Here is a 19,811-nt window from a genome sequence, read left to right as displayed (position 1 = left end):
ATTAAACTGTATGTCAAACTTCGATAATAGTACCCAAACACCAGCTATCCAGAGTGCTCTGGTGCCAATGGTAATTGAGCAAACCGCCCGTGGTGAGCGCTCATTTGACATCTATTCCCGGCTCCTGAAAGAGCGGGTTATCTTTATGGTAGGGCAGGTGGAAGACCATATGGCCAATTTGGTGGTGGCCCAGCTGCTGTTCCTGGAAGCCGAAAACCCCGACAAGGACATCCACCTGTACATCAATTCGCCCGGTGGCTCGGTCACTGCAGGCCTCTCAATTTATGACACCATGCAGTTCGTCAAGCCCGACGTCAGTACCATGTGTATCGGCCAGGCGTGCAGCATGGGTGCGTTTCTGCTTACCGCCGGCGCCAAGGGCAAGCGCTATATGCTACCCAATGCCCGCACTATGATTCATCAGCCCAGTGGTGGGGCCCAGGGCCAGGCCACGGATATTCATATCCACGCCCAGGAAATACTGAAAACCCGCGACCGCCTGAACCAGATTATGGCCTATCATACAGGTAAGGATATGGACCGCATTGCGCTGGATACAGAAAGGGACAATTTTATGAGTGCCGATGAATCCCGCGCCTATGGGCTGATTGATGAGGTGCTCACTCACCGCAGCGGCCCGGCGCTGTAATCCACCGCTGCCAGGTGGGGCGGAATTGGGTGCCTGGCGGTGTATTTTACCGCCAGGCAATGGTCTGCTTAGCTATTTTTGGCGTATTATTAGGGCAATTGATTTGTAATTGTTCTGACATAATAATAGGACGAACTTGAAAATTTTGGCTGTTGAACGCATTGTTATGTAGCAAGCGGCTTTAAAGTGGGTAATTTGGAGAGGTTTAATGACCGACCACACAGGTGATAATGGGGATAACAACGGCAAGCTGCTCTACTGCTCGTTTTGCGGTAAGAGCCAGCACGAAGTGCGCAAGCTGATTGCTGGCCCGTCGGTGTTTATATGTGATGAGTGTGTGGATCTCTGCAACGATATCATTCGCGAAGAAATTCAGGAAAGCACGTCGGAGAGCAGCAGCAAGCGCCTGCCAACTCCGAAAGAAATTTCTAATATTCTCGATGACTACGTAATTGGTCAAAAAAGGGCCAAGAAAGTGCTGGCAGTGGCGGTGTACAACCACTACAAGCGCTTGCGCGCCTCCGAGAAAAAGAAAGAGAAAGAAGATATTGAGCTGGGTAAAAGCAATATCCTGATGGTGGGCCCGACGGGCAGCGGTAAAACCCTGCTGGCCGAGACCCTGGCTCGATTGCTGAATGTGCCTTTTACCATTGCCGATGCCACCACACTGACCGAGGCCGGTTATGTGGGTGAGGATGTGGAAAATATCATCCAGAAGCTGTTGCAAAAGTGCGATTACGATGTGGAGAAGGCCCAGCAGGGTATTGTCTATATCGATGAAATCGACAAGATATCGCGTAAGTCGGACAATCCGTCCATCACCCGGGATGTTTCCGGTGAGGGTGTTCAGCAGGCCTTGCTCAAGTTGATCGAAGGCACCGTGGCCTCTGTGCCACCGCAGGGGGGGCGCAAGCATCCCCAGCAGGAATTCTTGCAGGTCGATACCTCCAATATTCTGTTTATCTGCGGCGGCGCGTTTGCCGGGCTGGACAAGATCATCCGCGATCGCTCGGAAAAAGGCGGTATTGGCTTCAGTGCGGAGGTAAAGAGCAAGAATGCCAAGAAAGATGTGGGTGAAACCTTCAAGGACCTGGAGCCGGAAGATTTGGTGCGCTACGGCCTTATTCCCGAGTTTGTCGGTCGACTGCCAGTGATTGCGACGCTGGAAGAGCTGGATCTTGAGGCGTTGGTGCAGATTCTCACCGAGCCGAAGAATTCGCTGACCAAGCAGTACAGCAAACTCTTCGAAATGGAAGGGGTAGAAGTGGATTTCCGTAAGGATGCCCTGGAAGAGGTAGCCAAGAAAGCCATGGACCGTAAAACAGGTGCTCGCGGCCTGCGCTCGATTATGGAATCAGTGCTGCTTGATACCATGTACCGGATCCCCTCGGAGAAAGGCGTCAGTAAAGTGGTCGTAGATGACTCGGTGATACGCGGGGAGTCTGAACCGCTGCTGGTGTACGAGACTCAGGAAGCCGAAGAGTTGCCCGCACCGCCAAAGCAAAAAGTCGCTCCCGACGAGTAAACGGAGCTGAACGCGACGCGAAACCTGGACAAAAGGAGGCCTCTGAGCCTCCTTTTGTCTTTTTTGTACCCGCAAATATTGTAATTGGGCACAGTTGACCCCATTCTTTATGAAACCCGTTATGTTGGTAGGGAAAATTAATGGAAACAAGTGGTGCAAATGCTATGACAACACTCGAACTGCCCCTGTTGCCCTTGCGCGACGTGGTGGTATACCCACATATGGTGATACCTCTGTTCGTAGGGCGGGAGAAGTCCATTGAAGCACTGGAGCGGGCCATGGCCGCGGACAAGCAGGTTCTGCTGCTGGCCCAAAAGAACGCTTCTGACGACGACCCCGGCGCACAAGACCTTTACAGCATTGGTACCGTATCCACCATTCTGCAACTGCTGAAGTTGCCGGACGGCACTGTCAAAGTGCTGGTGGAGGGCGGTGAGCGCGCTGCGGTACAAGCTATTCACAACGAGGGCGCTTATTTTCGCGCCGAAGTGGAGCAGCTGGTCAGCGAGGATATACCGTCAGTCGAATCCGATGCCTTGTTGCGCTCCGCTATGAGCCAGTTCGAGCAGTATGTCAGCCTCAGCAAGAAGGTGCCTGCTGAAGTCATTACCTCATTGTCTGGTATCGATGACCCGGGCCGGCTCGCCGATACGGTGGCGGCGCACATGACCCTGGAGCTGCAGCAGAAGCAGGAAATCCTGGAGATGGTCAATGTGCGTGAGCGCCTGGAGCATCTGCTCGGTTTGATGGAGGCGGAAATCGACCTGTTCCAGGTTGAAAAGCGCATCCGTGGTCGGGTGAAGAAGCAGATGGAGAAGAGTCAGCGCGAGTACTATTTGAATGAGCAGATGAAGGCTATTCAAAAGGAACTGGGCGAAATCGGCGACGAACCCAGCGAAATGGAAGAGCTGGAGCGCAAGATTGCCGACGCTAAAATGCCTGAGGAGGCCGAAAACAAGACCCGGGCAGAGTTGGGCAAGCTGAAAATGATGTCACCCATGTCGGCGGAAGCGTCGGTGGTAAGGGCGTATATCGACTGGATGGTGAATGTGCCCTGGTCAAAGCGCAGCAAGGTGCGGCACGACCTGGCCAGGGCCGAGAAGGTGCTGGAAGAGGATCACTACGGCCTGGAAGAGGTCAAGGAGCGCATTCTCGAATACCTGGCGGTACAGCAGCGGGTGAAAAAAATCAAAGGCCCTGTGTTGTGCCTGGTGGGGCCGCCCGGGGTGGGTAAAACGTCTCTGGGTGAGTCGATCGCGCGGGCGACCAACCGCAAGTTCGTGCGCATGGCACTGGGCGGCGTTCGGGACGAGGCGGAAATTCGCGGTCACCGGCGCACCTATATCGGCTCGCTGCCGGGTAAACTGATTCAAAAGATGTCCAAGGCCAAGGTCAAAAACCCGCTTTTCCTGCTCGATGAAGTGGACAAGATGGGGATGGATAGCCGCGGCGATCCTGCCTCTGCCTTGCTGGAAGTACTGGACCCGGAGCAAAACAACACCTTTAACGACCACTATCTGGAAGTTGACTACGACCTGTCGGACGTGATGTTTATCTGCACATCAAACTCCATGAATATACCCGGGCCGCTGCTGGATCGAATGGAAGTGATTCGTATTCCAGGCTATACCGAGGATGAAAAGGTCAATATCGCCCTGCGCTACCTGATCCCCAAGCAGATGAAAAACAACGGCCTGAAGCAGGGCGAGTTTACCGTGGATGAGGAAACCATTCGCGATATCGTGCGCTATTACACGCGAGAGGCCGGTGTGCGGGGGCTTGATCGGGAGATTGCCAAGCTCTGTCGCAAGGTGGTTACTCGCCATGTCAAGGACAAGGCCATCGTCAATGACCGCATTAGCGCGGACATGCTGGAAGACTTTCTCGGGGTGCGCAAGTTCGATTACGGTGTCGCCGAAGAGGAAAACCAGATTGGCCAGGTAACCGGATTGGCCTGGACCCAGGTGGGTGGCGAGCTCTTGACCATCGAGTCCTCTGCCATGGTCGGCAAGGGCCGGATTGTGAAAACCGGTTCCCTGGGCGACGTTATGCAGGAGTCGATCCAGGCGGCGTTGACGGTGGTCAGGTCACGCTCCCAGGTGCTGGGTGTGGCGCCAGACTTTATCGACAAGAATGATATTCATATCCATGTGCCTGAGGGGGCGACGCCCAAGGACGGACCCAGTGCCGGTGTCGCCATGTGCACGGCGCTGGTTTCAGTGCTCACCCATATCCCGGTGCGTGCAGATGTTGCCATGACTGGCGAGATCACCTTGCGCGGTGAAGTGCTGAGGATTGGTGGCTTGAAAGAGAAGCTGTTGGCGGCCCATCGGGGCGGCATCAAAACGGTTCTCATTCCCGCTGACAATGAGCGCGACTTGAAGGAGATTCCCGACAAGATCAAGTGTGACTTGACTATTGTGCCGGTGAAGTGGATCGACCAGGTTCTGGAAAAGGCGTTGCAGCACATGCCAAAGCCATTTACCGACGAGGAATACGAAGCCTTGCAGGCCGAGGCGAGGGAGGGGTCACAGCCGAAAACCAGAATCAGTACGCATTGATTAGGCGGGCAACGATTAGCCCGGAAGACCGCCGCCGAACTGGTTGGGGGCGGTTTTTGCGCTTATCGGTTGCAATATGATCAATAGCTGGCGGCATTCTACAATAATTGTAATCCCGCCTTGACCGCCTCGCTGCCAGTTGGTATAAATCGCTCTTTCCTGCGCTGGGCAGGCTTTGGGATCGAGCAACAAAAGGATTTCATTCCTTTCAAAATTTTTTCCCGGTTTTTTTCTTGATATTTTTCGTATAAAAAGGGGTTTAGTGTGAACAAATCTGAGCTGATTGAAGCGGTAGCCGCATCCGCCGATATTCCAAAAGCCGCTGCGAGCCGAGCAGTTGACGCCGTAGTTGAAGCAGTTACAAATGCATTGAAAGCGGATGAGCAAGTAGTATTGGTTGGTTTTGGCACTTTTTCAGTAAAAGAGCGAGCAGCTCGTACCGGTCGTAACCCACAGACTGGCGCGCCAATTGAAATTGCTGCTGCAAAAATTCCCAGCTTCAAGGCTGGTAAAGCTCTTAAAGACGCCGTTAACTAGGGCGCAACATCCGAATCGTAAAATTGCTCCCAGCTCACCTGAAAAAGTGATTAACGTCTGGCCAGTAGTGCGAACAGGATAGATTTTATAAGGCGCATCTGTGATGCGCCTTTTTTTCATTTCCAAGCCATAAAAAGTTTTTGCCGGGATGGATACGCAGGCTTGCCTATCCGCTCCAGGCGATGGTTTAAAACAGAGGTTACCCATGCTGCAAAGTTTGCGCGATAATTTGAAAGGCACCGTGGCGATTATTATCGTAGGTTTGATGATAATTCCATTCGCATTGTTTGGCGTGGACTCACTCTTTTTGCAGGACGGTTCGGCTGGTAAAGCGGCTGAGGTGAACGGTGAAGTGATTTCCGAGATGCAACTGGCGCGTGCGGTGCAATTGCAGAAGCAACAGATAATCCAGCGCTTTGGTGACCAGGCACCGGCCGAGTTGCTGGTGGACGAAGAGCTGCGTGGGCCGGTTCTAACCCGTTTGTTACGACGCGAGCTGTTGCGCCAGGCGGCTGCCAATGGCGGCATGGCGGTCAGCGAGACCAGCATCGACCAGTTGATTGTTTCGACTCCCCAGTTTCAGCAGGATGGCAAATTCAGTCCTGAACTCTACACCCAGTTACTGCGTAACATGGGCTATACCCCGGCCAGTTATAAGAAGTTGTTGATCGAAGATATACTGATCAACCAGCACGCCAGCGGGGTTAGCAACAGCGCCTTTGCCACGCGTCGCGACCTCGATCGATTGACCGCACTGACCCAGCAACAGCGCAGCTTTTACTATATAACCTTGCCGTTTGAGTCGGTTCAGGCGCAAGTAGAAGTGGGTGATGAGGAGTTGCGGGCGTACTATGAAAACAATCGCGCCACCTTTATGCGACCGGAGCAGGTGGCGGTCGAGTACATCGAGTTGAGTCTGGATGAGCTGGCTGCAAATTCCTTTGTCGATCCGCAAGCGGTGCGAGACCAGTACCAGCAGGAAGTGCGCAACTTCAAGGCGCTTACCCAGCGCCATGTCGCTCATATCCTGATCGAAGATGACGATGGCGCGGAGGATATCGTCGCCGAAGTGAAGCAAAAACTGGCCGCCGGCGAGTCGTTTGAAACTCTGGCGAAAACCTATTCCCAGGATCTCGGCTCCAGTGAACTGGGTGGTGATCTCGGTATGACCGACGGCTCAACATTTCCCGAATCGTTTGAAGCGGCAGCGGCAGAGTTGGAGGTGGGACAGGTTTCAGGTGTGGTTGAAACCGATGCCGGATTCCATTTTATCAAGCTGTTGGACCAGTCGGTGACCGAGGCTCCGGAGTTTGAAGAGGCGCAGAGCCGGATTAAAGAAGAGCTGGCGTTTGCCGCGGCGGAGTCGACCTTTATCGAGTTGTTGGAGGCCCTGCCAGATGCAACCTACAATGTTGCCAGCTTGAAGCAGGCAGCGGATCAGCTGGGGCTTGAAGTGAAAGTGTCCGAGTATTTTGATCGCTCCGGCGGTGTCGGGGTTTTGGCGAATAACCAGGTCAAGGCGGCAATCTTCAGTGATGATGTGCTACACCAGCGTTTGAGCAGCGATGTGTTGGAGCTTTCCAATAACCACGTGGTGGTAGTGAAACTGAAGGATCGCAAGCCGGAAGCCCTGCGGCCTTTTGAGGAAGTAGAACAGGAAATCGTCAATCTGCTGACCGAAGAAAAGGTGCGCACGATATTGGCCGAGCGCGCTGCACAATTGCTGGCTGAATTGAGAGGCGGGGCCAAAATCCAGGAACTGGCAGAAACCAGTCAACTGGAATGGCAGGTAAAAGCGGACGCTATGCGCAACGACCCGGCCGTTAACCGGGAGCTGCTGTCACATATTTTTACCCTGCCCAAACCCCAGGATAAGCCGGTAAATACCAGCTTGCCACTGGCCAATGGTGACTATGTGGTCGCCCAGCTGACCGTGGTTAAACCGGGCAAGTTACCCGATATGGATGCCGCCCAACTGGCGTCTTTCCGGCAGCGCCTGGCCCAGGACTACGGCAATAGTGACCTGGCGGTGTACCAGAGCGCACTGGAAGCCCGGAGCGACGTGGAGCTGTATCAATAAGGCGAAGCCAGGAAAAGGGCGCGGTTAGCTGATCGCGCCCGGCAGAAAGCTGGCTTCCAGCAGTGCCTTGGTGTACGCGTTGGCGGGGTGTTTAAAGATGTCGCCGGCGAGCCCGGATTCAATTATATGGCCGTCTTTCATTACCAGCACCCGGTGACTCAGGGCGCGGATAACCTGCAAGTCGTGACTGATAAAAATGTAACTAATGCCACGCTTGCGCTGCAGGGCGCGCAACAAATGGATCACTTTGACCTGCACTGCCCGATCCAATGCTGAGGTGGGTTCGTCCAGGATAAGCACCCGCGGGTCGAGAATCAGGGCCCGGGCGATGGCGATACGCTGGCGCTGGCCACCGGAGAACTCGTGGGGATAGCGGTGACGCCAGCTTGGGTCCAGCCCAACCTCTTGCATAACCGCAATCACTCTGCGGTCACATTCTTCTGCGCTGACCGGTTCGTGGATTTGCAGCCCTTCGCTAATGATAGCGGCAATACTGAGGCGCGGGCTCAAACTGGCAAAGGGATCCTGGAACACCACTTGCAGGTGGCGTCGCAGAGGGCGCAGCAGGCGCTCTTTGCGTCCCTGCAGCTCAGTGCCCTGGAACACAATTTGGCCGCTGGACTCGATGAGCCGCAGGATGGCCAGTGCCAGGGTGGACTTGCCAGAGCCGCTCTCACCGACAATGCCGAGTGTTTCCCCAACGTTGAGCGACAGCGACGCATTGACCACTGCGTGGAATTGTGCGAGCGGCTTGCCGAGGATGCTCTTCTTCAGGCAGAAGTTTACGTTTAAATCCCTGACCGCCAATAGCGGCGTGCTACCGTCCTGCTGGTGGCGTAACTCCACTTGCCCCGGATCACTTTGGATCAGTTGGCGGGTGTATTCATGGCTGGGTTCGTTCAGGACGCGGCTGACGCTACCCTGCTCGACGGCTGCACCGTTCTTCATTACCACAACCCTCTGTGCACAGTGCGCAACCAGCCCCAGGTCGTGGGTGATCAGCAGCAGAGCCAGTTGCTGCTGGCGCTGCAGGTCTGCTAACAGCTGCAGGATTTCTTTCTGCACGGTGACGTCGAGAGCCGTGGTCGGCTCGTCGGCGATCAGCAACTCCGGCTCGTTGGCCAGTGCCATGGCAATCATGACGCGCTGGCGCTGGCCGCCGGAAAGTTCGTGGGGATAGGAGCGCAGGCGTCGTTCCGGTTCCGGGATATTGACCTGGCGTAGCAGGTCCAAAACGATGGGCCTGACCTGCGCGGGCTTGAGCCCGCGATGCAGGCAGACTACTTCGCCGATCTGTTTTTCGACCGTGTGCAGGGGGTTCAGGGCGGTCATGGGCTCCTGGAAAATCATGCCGATACGATTGCCTCGAATCGACTGCATCTGCACCTGGTCCAACTGCAATAGATCCTTGCCGCCAAACAATACCCGGCCGCTTGGGTGCGAGGCCATGGGGTAGGGCAGCAGGCGCATAATGGCCTGGGCAGTTACCGATTTGCCGGACCCGGATTCACCCACCAGGGCCAGGGTTTCCCCTTTGTACATGGCAAAGCTGAGGTTGTTGACGGCGCTTGTGGATTTGCCGTCCTGCCGGAACAGCACCGACAAATCCTCAACCTCCAGGATGGGCCGGGTTTTGTTATCGGGTGATTGATTAGCATGGGTCATTTACTGACTAGCCTTGGGTCAAATGCGTCGCGAACTCCCTCGCCGATAAACACCAGCAGGGTCAAGGTGCTCGCCAGAACAGCGAAGGCGGTGATGGCCAGCCACGGGGCGTGCAGGTTGCCCTTGCCCTGGGCGACCAGTTCACCGAGTGAAGGAGAGCCAGGTGGCATGCCAAAACCGAGAAAGTCCAGCGAGGTGAGTGTGGTTATGGCGCCACTGAGGAGAAAGGGCACCAGGGTGACAGTAGCGACCATGGCGTTGGGCAGGATGTGGCGCAACATGACCGTGTGGTCGGGAACTCCCATGGCTTTCGCGGCGCGCACATATTCCAGGTTGCGACCCCGTAAAAATTCAGCCCGCACTACGTCCACCAGTGAGGTCCAGCTGAACAACAGCATGATAAGCAAAAGCCAGCCAAAACTGGGTGCCACAAAATTGGCCATAATGATCAGCAGAAACAGCACCGGCAAGCCGCCCCAGATCTCCAGCAAGCGCTGTCCGAGCAGATCCGCCTTGCCGCCGAAATAACCTTGCAGCGCGCCCACCGTGATGCCTAGCAGGCAGCTGCCGAGGGTGAGAGCGATGGCAAACAGCATCGATATGCGAAACCCGTATATCACTCGGGCGAACACATCGCGAGCCTGGTCGTCAGTGCCAAGCCAATTGGCGGCCGATGGCGGCGAAGGTGCCGGCGCGGGCAGGTTGGCGATGTGGGTATCGTAGTTGTAGGGCACGGGCGGCCATAAAATCCAGCCGTTCTCTTCGATTAGCGCAATGACATAGTCGTCGGCGTAGTCAGCTTCGGTATCAAAGTCACCCCCAAAGGTTGTCTCGGGGTAGGACTTGAGTACTGGAAAGTAAATGCCGCTGTCATACACCACCAGCAGTGGGCGATCATTAGCAATAAACTCGGCGAACAGTGAGAGAAAAAACAGCACCCCGAGGATCCATAGGCTCCAGCAGGCGCGCCGATTTTTCCAAAAAGCACGGACCCGGCGCCGATTGAGCGGACTCAGTTGCGGGCGGAAACGGTTTGGGATAAGAGTGTTCAATGGTGTTACGCGCCCTGGCTGTCAAAATGAATGCGGGGGTCGACCAGCACGTATACCAGGTCCGACAGCAGTTTCACCAGCAGACCAATCAGGGTAAAGATATACAGTGTGCCAAAAATAATCGGGTAATCCCGGGTCTTTACCGCTTCGAAGCCGAGCAAGCCGAGTCCGTCCAGGGAAAATATGACTTCGATCAATAGCGAGCCGGTAAAGAATATTCCAACGAAGGCCGCCGGAAAGCCGGAAATGATGATCAGCATCGCGTTGCGAAATACGTGGCCATACAGCACCCTGGATTCAGACAGGCCCTTGGCCCTTGCGGTGAGCACGTATTGCTTGTTGATTTCATCGAGAAACGAATTTTTGGTGAGCATGGTCAGGGTGGCAAAGCCGCCGATGGTATAGGCCACAAGTGGCAGTGCCAGGTGCCAAAAGTAATCGCCGATCTTGCCCAGCAGTGACAGTTCTGCCCAGTTCGGCGAGGTCAACCCGCGCAGGGGAAACCAGTCCAGGTAACTGCCTCCGGCAAAAAATACGATCAGCAGTATGGCAAACAAAAAGCCGGGAATGGCGTATCCCAGGATAATAATCGTGCTGGACCAGACGTCAAAATTTGAGCCGTGGTGAACTGCCTTGCGGATACCCAGCGGAATCGATACCAGGTAAATGATCAGTGTGCTCCACAAACCCAATGAAATAGAGGTGGGCATTTTGTCCTTGATCAGGCTGATGACGCTGGCATTGCGAAAAAAGCTGTCGCCAAAGTCAAAGCGGGCATACTGGCCCAGCATATCGAAAAAGCGTTCCCCCGCGGGTTTGTCAAACCCGTACATGGCTTCAATGCGAGCGATCACTTCCGGTGGCAGGCCCTGGCCACCGCGGTATTTATTGCTGGCGAGACTGGTCTCGCCACCGCTGGAACTGATGCGAGCAGTGGCGGCGCCGTCGCTGTGGCCCTCCAGTTGGAAGATCATTTGCTCCACCGGGCCGCCGGGCGCGGCCTGGACGATTAAAAAGTTGATGGTCATGATACCCAGCAGTGTGGGGATCATGAGCAGCAGGCGGCGAGCAATATAGGTTCCCATACGGCGTGCTATTCAGGCCTGCTTGACGACTGCCACTGGGGCTTGAGCCACCAGCTGAAAAAACCGGTGTCGAAGGTGGGGTCGTAGGGTGGATCTATGGCCGGCTTATTAAACTTGTCCCAGTAGGCGATGCGGTGTTTGTTGATATGCCATTGCGGGATGACGTAGTGACTGTGCAGCAATACCCGGTCCAATGCCCGGCAGGCGACAATCAGTTGCGGGCGGGTCTTGGCCTGGATTATCTCGTCGACCAGGGCGTCCACCACCGGGCTTTTAACCCCAATCAGGTTGCGGCTGCCTTCCATGTCGGCGGCCTCCGAGTACCAGAAGTCACGCTGCTCGTTGCCGGGGCTGAGAGACTGACCAATCACATGGCTGATCATATCGAAATCAAAATTCCTGCGCCGATTGATAAATTGCGAGGTGTCGACAATCCTGATGGTGACGATAATGCCAAGCTTTTTCAGCCCCTGTACAAACGGGTTGGCAATTCTTTCAAAGTTGGCATCGTAGAGCAACAGTTCGAACTCAACCGGAGTCTTGTTGCCGGGGGTAACCAGGGTGCCGTTGACGACCCGATAACCTGCCTCGTCCAGCAGGCGCTTGGCGGCGCGCAGATTGGTGCGATTGTGGTCACTGCCATTGGACGAGGGCAAGCTGAATGGCTGGTTAAACACCTCGGCTGGCAGTTGCTTGCGGAAGGGTTCCAGCAGTGCCAGTTCCTCGGCGCCGGGCAGGCCGGAGGAAGCCAGGTCGGAATTGGAAAAAAAGCTGCGGGTGCGGGTGTAGGCGTCATAAAACAGGTTTTTATTGGCCCACTCGAAATCGAACGCCAGGCTTATGGCTTGCCTCAGGGTGCGATCCTGGAACAATGGGTTGCGCAGGTTGAAAATAAAAGCCTGCATGCCGGTGGGGTTCTGGTGGGGGATTTCTATCTTCTTGATGCGGCCATCCTTGAGTGCATCGCTGTTGTAAGCGGTGGCCCAGAGCTTGGATGTGCGCTCGGCACGGTAGTCATACTCGCCGGCTTTGAAGGCTTCCAGCGCGACCACGTCGTCGCGATAGTAATCGTAGGTGATCTGGTCAAAATTATTGAAGCCCCGGCGCACCGGGTGATCTTCTCCCCAGTAGTCTTTTACCCGGCTGAGGGTGATCGAGCGGCCGGGGTCGACCGCGGTGATTTTATAGGGGCCGCTGCCGAGGGGAATTTCCAGGCTGGATTGCTCGAACTCCCTGGTTTCCCAAAAGTGCTTTGGCAATACCGGCAATTGGCCAATGATCAGCAGTGTCTCGTGACTGGAATCCTCGCGGAAGTTAAAGCGAACCTTGTGTGGCGTCAGCACTTCGACGGACGTGACATCGGCGTAATAAAAGCTGTAGAACGGGTTGCCCTTGGTGGTCAGCAACTCAAAGGTGTATTTCACATCCGCGGCGGTCAAGGCTTTGCCGTCGTGAAAGCGTGCCTGTTTATTGAGATGAAAAATTACCCAGGAGCGGTCTTGGGGGTATTCGATCGCTTTGGCAACCAGTCCGTATTGGGTAAAAGGTTCATCGGCGGAGCTGACCGTGAGTGTGTCGTAAATCTGCCCGGTGGCCGCCGCTGCAGTACCCTTGGCAATAAAGCCGTTGAGGCTGTCGAAGGTGCCGAGTTCGTGCAGGGTGATAGCACCGCCTTTGCTGGCTTCTGCGGAGGTGTAATCAAAGCGCTCAAAGTCCGGGCCGTATTTCGGTTGTCCGTGCATTGCCACGGCATGGCTGACCGTGGTCTCCGTTGCGCAGACGAAGGCATTGAGCAGTAACAGGGCGGCTAGCAACAGATAGTGGCGGGCGAGCCCCCGGCCAGGCAATGGAAAAGTAGCGGTTTGGAACGGCATGAAGCTCCTGCTGAGAGTTTTTGATGGCTGAGTCAGGTTTGACTGTAGAGTACGGATTTTTATCCCAATTGCCAGTATTGTGTGGGTAACCCGCAAACTTTGTTACAAAGTCAATTGATGGTCTAAACTTCGGTAACTGATAGCAAGCTGCAAACGAATTACCGCTTATGAAGATTAAAGGACTGGAGGCCTGGGTTGAGAAATTGGGCAAAACTGAAATGCCTGTGCTGGCGAACGTGGTGCAGGAGCTCAATGAGCTGACCGGGGATGACGATACCGAGATAAACCAGCTGGCGGAAGTGGTGCTGCGGGATGCCAACCTGACCTCGCAGGTGCTCAGAATCGCCAACAGCGTCATGTACAACCCCTCCAGCTTTCCCATCAATACTGTCAGCCGGGCCATTGTGCTGATCGGCTTTGGTGGGGTGCGTGCCATCTGTATCAGCGTCATGATTATTGACTCGCTGCTGGGCAAGCAGCCCCGGGAGCGACTGCTCAAGCAAATGGCATTTGGCTTTCACTCGGCGGTGCAGGCGCGAACCCTGGTGGGCAAGACCAACGACAGCAGTCGCGAGGAGGTCTTTATCGCCGGCCTGCTTTACCACTTGTCGGAACTGGCGTTCTGGTCCAGCGGCGGGGTACTTGCCGACGAGTTGGAAGAGCGGTTACAGGCGGCCGATCCAAACGAGCAGGGCAGCGTTGCGGAGCAGGTGCTGGGTTGTTCGTTCAAGTCGATAACCAGGGCCCTGGCGGTCAACTGGAAACTGGGTGAAACACTGGAGCAGTCGCTCTATCCGGCCAAATCCCCATCGCCGAAGGTCAGCGCGGTGTGCCTGGGAGAAGAAATTACCCAGGCGACCCGTTATGGCTGGGACTCCAGCGAAATGGAGGCGGTATTGCAGCGGGTGTCAAAGTTTACTGGTCAGGGGTATCGCGAGGTTCGCCAGCGGGCAGAGGCGGCAGCGGAAGAGGCGGCTGCGGTGGCGCTGGCCTTCGGCGCGCCGCAGGTATGCCACTTGATCCCCGGACGCCGCCGGTTAGAGCAATCCGATTCCGAACTGCAGCAGCCTGAACCCTTGCAACCTAACCCGGATTTGCAGTTAAGTGTGTTGCGCGACCTGTCCAACGCCTTGCTGGAACACCTGGATGTGAACGCCGTTTTCCAGATGGTACTGGAGGGCTTGCATCGCGGTATTGGGCTCGAACGGGTAGTGCTTGGATTTGTCCAGGGGGGGCGGGTTAGCGCCAAGTTTGTGCTGGGCCAGGGCACCGAAAAGTGGCGTGACAAATTTAATTTCTCCGTGGCCAGGACAGAGGAAAATATTTTCACCGAGGCGATTCGAAAGCAGCAGCCGCAGTGGTATGGCGCCGATTATATGGAGCAACACAAGCGCCGTTGCAACCCCGAAATTCGCCAGGTGGTGGGTTGTTACCCGGCGTTCGTGGCGGGCATATTTCTCGGCAAACGCTGCATCGCGCTGTTCTACGCCGATCGCTGCCAATCCGGCGGGGCATTGGGGGAAGATCAGTTCCAGAGCTTCCGCCACTTTATGATCCAGACTGAAATGAGCCTGCGCCTGATTTCAGAGCGGCGAGTTCGCTAGCCGCGCATTGGAAATCTTCACCAGCAGAAGATTCCTGCACTACACGGCCGCGGCTCTGCCATGCAGTGCAAACAGCCGCCTGCAGCTTGTTTGTAAAAGCTGTTAGTTGCGACTGGTGGTGCGAGTGACGTCGACATAGAGGGTCAATGACTGCCCGGGGTGGATGTAGGAGGACTGATCGATTGAGTTCCAGCGCGAGATGTCCTGCACCTTCAGGTTGAACTTGCCGGCGATGGCGGCCAGGGAGTCGCCGTTGCGCACAGTATAGGCCAGCTTGCGCACCAGCGGATCCTTGAGTGCAGAAGTCCCGGAGGTCGCCACCGTATTTTCAAGCGGCGTCCAGATCACCAGCTTCTGCCGCAGCTTGAGGGTATCCCGCGGCGCCATCCCGTTCCACTTCGCCAGCTGACTAACCTTGACTTTGTGGGTCTTGGCGATGCTCCAGAGGGAGTCGCCAGAGTTGACTGTGTAAGTAATTTTGCGGCTGCCTTGGGGGCCGCTGGCGCGGGACTGGGTGCGCAGCAAGCGCTGCTCTTTGCTCAGGGAATAGTCCTGGGCCGCCAGGCTGGCAGAGGGGATCAGCAGCATTTGCCCCGCCCGAATCATATTGCCACTGATTTTGTTGTTTTCCTTCAGCACCGCGACCGTGGTCTTATGGCGGCTGGCTATGCTGATCAATGAATCCCCGGATTTTACCCGGTAGCGTTCCCAGCTGACCCGGTCTTCTCCGCTCTGCGCCAGTTGTGCGCGCAGGTTGTCGGCGTTCTCTATGGGTATCAGCAGTCGGTGCGGTCCCGCCGGGTCCGTGGCCCAGCGATTGAAACCGGCATTGAGTTGATAGAGCTCATCCATGCTGATGCCGGCCATGCTGGCAGCCTGGGCCAGGTCGATTTGGGAGCCTGTATCAACGGTCTCGAAAACGGCCTGGTTGGGGATTTCCTCCAGTTCCAACTGGTAGCTTTGCGGATCCAGGACGATACGGCTGACGGCCAGCAGTTGCGGCACATACGCCTCCGTCTCGCGGGGCAATTGCAGCGACCAGAAATCCGTACCCTTGCCGCGTTTCAGGTTCTTGCGTATGGCCTTGCGCACATTGCCCTCGCCAGAGTTGTAGGCCGCCAGTGCCAGCAGCCAGTCTCCATCCAGGCGCCGGTGCAGGTCAGACAGGTAGTCGAGTGCGGCGTTAGTGGCGGCGAGAAAATCCCGTCGGCCGTCATACCACCAGTTCTGCTTAAGGCCGTACTGCAGGCCCGTACCCGGTATGAATTGCCACAGGCCGGCAGCGCGGCCGTGGGAATAGGCAAAGGGGTCAAAGGCGCTTTCGACCACCGGCAGCAGGGCGATTTCCAGTGGCATGCCCCGCTGTTCCAGTTCATTGACAATATGGTAGAGAAAGGGCGCACTGCGCCTGGATACGCGGGGCAGGTAATCCGGGTGCCGCACGTAGGTGTCGATGTATTTGTCGACCTCGGGGTGGTCTATGTCGGCCAGTTGATAACCGCTGCGCAATCTGTTCCACAGGCTCTTGTAGTCCGGTTCCTGGTAGTGGTCAGCGTGATCGTTTGGCAGCTGGCAGAGTCGGTCCGCCTTTCTTTTCTGCAGGGTCTGGGCCAGCTGTTTGGCTCGGCTGGCATCGGTGGCAGCTGATTGTGTGTCGTTGAAAGAGCAGCCGGCAAGAACCAGGATAACGGCAAAAATAACGCTGCTTATTGTCAATCCCTGGCGACGGCCTGGTTTCGCTTGTATCGGGTCGAGTGGCATGGGCTCAAGTCGTGCTCGGTTGTTGTTCATCATTTCGGGGTTTACGTGGTCAACCCCACAGCAGGTCAAACTAACAGCAGGTCAGCATTTAGCTGTTCACAGCCTTAGTTAGTCTGTGAGGGGGCTGATAAGTTCATTTCCCTTTATGGCTATATGGGGTGGTCAAAAGGGCATTTTACGGTTGTCGGGGCGCTTTATTGCCTCCACTGGCCGGCCGGGCTAGGAGCCTGTCGGACTTAGGGTTGCCCTGCTGCGAAAAAGCCGAGTTTGGCCATTTTTTAACCATTTTCTCGTTTAATAGAACCACTATTCGCCTCAAAAATGGTTAAAAACTGACTCAAATCGGACTTTCTCTCGCTACGGGCACCTAAGTCCGACAGACTCCTAGAAGTTGTCCTTCCAGCGCCGCAGGGCTGCAAAAACCTCCGCCGGGCTATCAACCGGCCGGCCATTATACGCACTGGCGGCCTCGATTACTGCGCGTTGGGTCACGCGCAAGAAAGGATTGGTGGCCAGTTCCAGGCTCAGTCGGGAAGGTACGGTAGGCTGGTTGGCCGCGCGCAGGCGCTGGGCTTCCTGCTGGCGAGCCAGCAGTGCCGGGTTGTTCTGCTCTACCTGCAGGGCAAATTTCAGGTTGGCGAGGGTGTACTCGTGGGCACAATAGACAGTGGTGTCCGCCGGTAAGTCGGCCAGTTTCTGCAGCGAGTTCTGCATCTGTACCGGATTGCCCTCGAACATCCGCCCGCAGCCGGCGGCAAAGAGGGTATCGCCACAAAACAGCAGGTGCTCATCCGGGTTGAAGTAGGCGATGTGTTCCAGTGTGTGTCCGGGTACGGCCAGTACCCGGAAGGAGATTTCGCCGCCGTCGAGGGTCAGCAGGTCACCGTCGGCGAGCGGCCGGGAAACCGCCGGGATCTTGCTGGAAAGGGGACCGTATACCGGGATGTCGCGCTGCTGCAGCAGCGCATTGACTCCGCCAATATGGTCGGCGTGATGATGGGTGATAAGGATACCGGCGAGCTGTAACCGGTGTTTTCGCAGCGCCTGTTCGATCGGAGCCGCCTCACCCGGGTCGACGGCATAGGCGGCGTCACTGCCCTGGCGATGAAACAGCCACAGGTAATTATCCTGGAAGGCGGGCACAATAATAACGTTTATCATAGGGTCACATAGAGCTTTGGCGGGGTTAACGGCATAATAGGCAATATTCGCGAACAAAATGCTGTGCTGTTGCTTTCATCTGATTAAAGCATAGCACAACTGATGGTGGGGCTCAGCAAGGTACGGTTGTATGCAAATCCTGAAAAAGCTAAACGGTCTGGTCAATTGGGCCCGGTTACGGCGCCGCCCCCAGTCCTATTCGCAGACACTGGAGGGGCTTGACTTATGGCGCCAGACGCCATTGGCAAGAGCGATCATCGACGAGCAAAAGGCACAGGTAGCAGCGCTGCTCAGTGACCTTTTTGGTTACCATCTGCTGGAGCTGAGCAGTGTGGCCAGTGAATCGTTCGCCTGCGGCAGTCGCATCAATCATTGTTTCAAGTTGTGTCCCGAGAGCGCCCATGGCGCCCAGGCGCTCTCTGAATTGGAGCGCTTGCCGCTGGAAGATGATTCAATTGACGTGGTGTTGTTGCACCACGTTCTGGATTTCGCCGTCAACCCGCACCAGGTGTTGCGCGAAGCCAACCGAATTGTCATACCACGCGGTCACCTGATTATTGTCGGATTTAACCCATTGAGTTTACAGGGTGTATGGCGCTTTATTTTTCAGTGGTTTAGCCGCAACAGTTTCTGGCGCCGCCACTCGCTGGGGGCCTGGCGCATTGCCGACTGGCTCAACGTGCTCGACTGCGAGCCGGTTGCCCTGCAGCGCGGATTTTTTCGGCCGCCGGTCAATCATGAAAAGATCCTCGCCGGCATGAAGTTCTGGGAGCGGTTGTGCCAGAAGATGAAGCTTCCTTTTGGCGGCTACTACATATTGGTGGCGCGCAAGGATCGGGTCGTACTGCGGCCGATCAAGCCGCTGTGGGGCAACTTCAAGCCGGTAGTCGGCCTGATGGGAGATCCGGCTCCACGTTTGCCCCAGGTAGTTGGTCAAAACTCTCTGCATAAACATAAAAAGGCAGAGACAAGCATTGAAAAGCGTTGAATTATTTACCGATGGCGCCTGTAAAGGCAATCCGGGCCCGGGGGGCTGGGGTGCGTTGCTGCGTTACGGCAAGGCCGAGAAAACACTTTGCGGCGGTGAGTTGAACACCACCAACAATAGAATGGAGCTGTTGGCGGCAATTAACGGGCTGGCGGCACTCAAAAAGCCCTGTCGGGTTATCCTGACCACAGATTCCCAGTATGTGCGCAAGGGGATTACCCAGTGGTTACACGGCTGGAAGAAAAACGGCTGGAAAACATCGGCCCGCAAACCGGTAAAGAATGAGGACTTGTGGCGCGAGCTGGACCAGCAGGTAAGTCGCCACGAGGTGGAGTGGCATTGGGTCAAAGGGCACTCTGGCCATCGGGAGAACGAAATCGCCGACGCCCTGGCGAACCGGGGCATTGAGCAGTTGTGATCGGGCCAGTGCCGCAATGGCTAATAGACCATAATTGCAAGGCGGAAAATATGAGGCAGTTAGTATGAGGCAGGTAGTATGAGGCAAGTAGTATGAGGCAAGTAGTATGAGGCAAGTAGGAAGTATGAGGCAGGCACTATGAGACAAATTGTTCTGGATACGGAGACCACCGGGCTGGAGCCCTCCCAGGGCCACAGAATTATCGAAATTGGCTGTGTGGAGTTGGTCAATCGGCGTTTGACCGGGCGTCATTACCACCAGTATATCCAGCCACAGCGGGACATCGATGAAGGGGCCATCGAAGTACACGGAATCACCAACGAATTTTTGGCCGACAAGCCGGTATTTACCCGGATAGCCGCGGACTTTCTCGAGTTTATCAAGGGCGCGGAACTGGTGATTCACAACGCCCCCTTTGATGTGGGCTTTATCAACCATGAGTTTGCCCGGCTCAAGCCGGCTCTGGCACCGGTGCAAGAGTACTGTTCGATTGTTGATACCCTGGTAATGGCGCGGCAAAAGCACCCCGGGCAAAAGAACAACCTTGATGCGCTGTGCAAGCGCTACGGTGTGGATAATTCACAGCGGGACCTGCACGGTGCACTGTTGGACGCCGAGATTTTGGCCGATGTCTACCTGTTTATGACCGGTGGCCAGACCAACTTGCTGCTCGGGGCGGAATCGGGCTCGAGCGATGCCTCTGGCAATCAGGTGAGCGGCATACGACGCCTGGCGACGGGGCGCAGGCCGTTGCCGGTAATCCGGGCCAATACGGAGGAGTTGGCGGCCCATGAAGCCAAGCTGGACCAGTTGGGGGAGGGGTGCATCTGGCGCCGTTGAGGCGCCAGGTA

At 56.0% G+C, this 19,811-nt stretch carries 15 protein-coding genes; 9 read left to right on the top strand and 6 right to left on the bottom strand.

What is annotated here, in order from left to right; genetic code table 11:
* Positions 1–10 precede the first annotated feature (10 nt).
* The 5 genes from clpP to G8764_RS01790 all read left to right on the top strand — a co-directional run bounded on the left by clpP (position 11) and on the right by G8764_RS01790 (position 7,352).
* Entirely contained in the window at positions 11–649 is a 639-nt protein-coding gene (gene clpP / locus G8764_RS01810) for an ATP-dependent Clp endopeptidase proteolytic subunit ClpP (RefSeq protein ID WP_166161286.1), read from the top strand.
* Between the two features lie 208 nt (positions 650–857).
* Positions 858–2,174, top strand: a complete 1,317-nt coding sequence (gene clpX / locus G8764_RS01805) for an ATP-dependent Clp protease ATP-binding subunit ClpX (protein WP_166161284.1) — start codon at positions 858–860, stop codon at positions 2,172–2,174.
* 164 nt (positions 2,175–2,338) lie between these two features.
* Positions 2,339–4,735, top strand: a complete 2,397-nt coding sequence (gene lon / locus G8764_RS01800) for an endopeptidase La (protein WP_166161282.1) — start codon at positions 2,339–2,341, stop codon at positions 4,733–4,735.
* Positions 4,736–4,999: 264 nt separating this feature from the next.
* Positions 5,000–5,272, top strand: coding sequence for an HU family DNA-binding protein (locus tag G8764_RS01795; RefSeq protein ID WP_166161280.1), 273 nt, complete (start codon positions 5,000–5,002; stop codon positions 5,270–5,272).
* A 205-nt stretch (positions 5,273–5,477) separates the two neighbouring features.
* On the top strand, positions 5,478–7,352 hold the full coding sequence (locus tag G8764_RS01790; protein WP_166161278.1) for a SurA N-terminal domain-containing protein: 1,875 nt from the start codon (positions 5,478–5,480) through the stop codon (positions 7,350–7,352).
* Positions 7,353–7,376: 24 nt separating this feature from the next.
* On the opposite strand, the gene G8764_RS01785 is transcribed toward G8764_RS01790, so the two are convergent.
* The 4 genes from G8764_RS01785 to G8764_RS01770 are packed head-to-tail and all read right to left on the bottom strand — an operon-like array spanning position 7,377 to position 13,028.
* Positions 7,377–9,017: an ABC transporter ATP-binding protein gene (locus tag G8764_RS01785; protein WP_166161276.1), complete on the bottom strand. Its 1,641-nt coding sequence runs from the start codon at positions 9,015–9,017 to the stop codon at positions 7,377–7,379.
* Complete coding sequence (locus G8764_RS01780) at positions 9,014–10,069, bottom strand: ABC transporter permease (protein WP_243748525.1); 1,056 nt, start codon at positions 10,067–10,069, stop codon at positions 9,014–9,016. The genes G8764_RS01785 and G8764_RS01780 overlap by 4 nt, the downstream gene beginning before the upstream one ends.
* A gap of 5 nt (positions 10,070–10,074) precedes the next feature.
* Positions 10,075–11,154 (bottom strand): microcin C ABC transporter permease YejB, encoded by a 1,080-nt coding sequence (locus G8764_RS01775; protein ID WP_166161274.1) that lies wholly within the window; start codon positions 11,152–11,154, stop codon positions 10,075–10,077.
* An 8-nt stretch (positions 11,155–11,162) separates the two neighbouring features.
* Complete coding sequence (locus G8764_RS01770) at positions 11,163–13,028, bottom strand: extracellular solute-binding protein (protein WP_166161272.1); 1,866 nt, start codon at positions 13,026–13,028, stop codon at positions 11,163–11,165.
* Positions 13,029–13,195: 167 nt separating this feature from the next.
* Here G8764_RS01770 and G8764_RS01765 point away from each other — a divergent pair, with 167 nt between their 5' ends.
* Positions 13,196–14,632, top strand: coding sequence for an HDOD domain-containing protein (locus G8764_RS01765; RefSeq protein ID WP_166161270.1), 1,437 nt, complete (start codon positions 13,196–13,198; stop codon positions 14,630–14,632).
* A 102-nt stretch (positions 14,633–14,734) separates the two neighbouring features.
* Here G8764_RS01765 and G8764_RS01760 read toward each other — a convergent pair whose 3' ends face one another.
* Positions 14,735–16,348: a LysM peptidoglycan-binding domain-containing protein gene (locus G8764_RS01760; protein ID WP_207951627.1), complete on the bottom strand. Its 1,614-nt coding sequence runs from the start codon at positions 16,346–16,348 to the stop codon at positions 14,735–14,737.
* 429 nt (positions 16,349–16,777) lie between these two features.
* The gene (gene gloB / locus G8764_RS01755) at positions 16,778–17,554 is read right to left on the bottom strand and encodes a hydroxyacylglutathione hydrolase (RefSeq protein ID WP_166161268.1); all 777 of its coding nucleotides are present in this window, start codon (positions 17,552–17,554) and stop codon (positions 16,778–16,780) included.
* A gap of 130 nt (positions 17,555–17,684) precedes the next feature.
* On the opposite strand from gloB, the gene G8764_RS01750 reads away from it, so the two are divergent.
* From G8764_RS01750 to dnaQ, 3 genes are all read left to right on the top strand, one after another.
* On the top strand, positions 17,685–18,542 hold the full coding sequence (locus G8764_RS01750) for a class I SAM-dependent methyltransferase (RefSeq protein ID WP_166161266.1): 858 nt from the start codon (positions 17,685–17,687) through the stop codon (positions 18,540–18,542).
* On the top strand, positions 18,529–18,960 hold the full coding sequence (rnhA, locus tag G8764_RS01745; protein WP_166161264.1) for a ribonuclease HI: 432 nt from the start codon (positions 18,529–18,531) through the stop codon (positions 18,958–18,960). Before G8764_RS01750 ends, rnhA begins: the two co-directional genes overlap by 14 nt.
* 138 nt (positions 18,961–19,098) lie before the next feature.
* A complete protein-coding gene (gene dnaQ, locus G8764_RS01740) occupies positions 19,099–19,800 on the top strand; it encodes a DNA polymerase III subunit epsilon (RefSeq protein ID WP_166161262.1) in 702 nt (233 codons plus the stop codon).
* The last annotated feature ends 11 nt before the right edge of the window (positions 19,801–19,811 follow it).

Origin of the sequence: Pseudomaricurvus alcaniphilus, assembly GCF_011440395.1 — a bacterium.
Lineage (GTDB): Bacteria > Pseudomonadota > Gammaproteobacteria > Pseudomonadales > Cellvibrionaceae > Pseudomaricurvus > Pseudomaricurvus alcaniphilus.
This window is presented reverse-complemented; position numbering and strand designations above follow the sequence as displayed.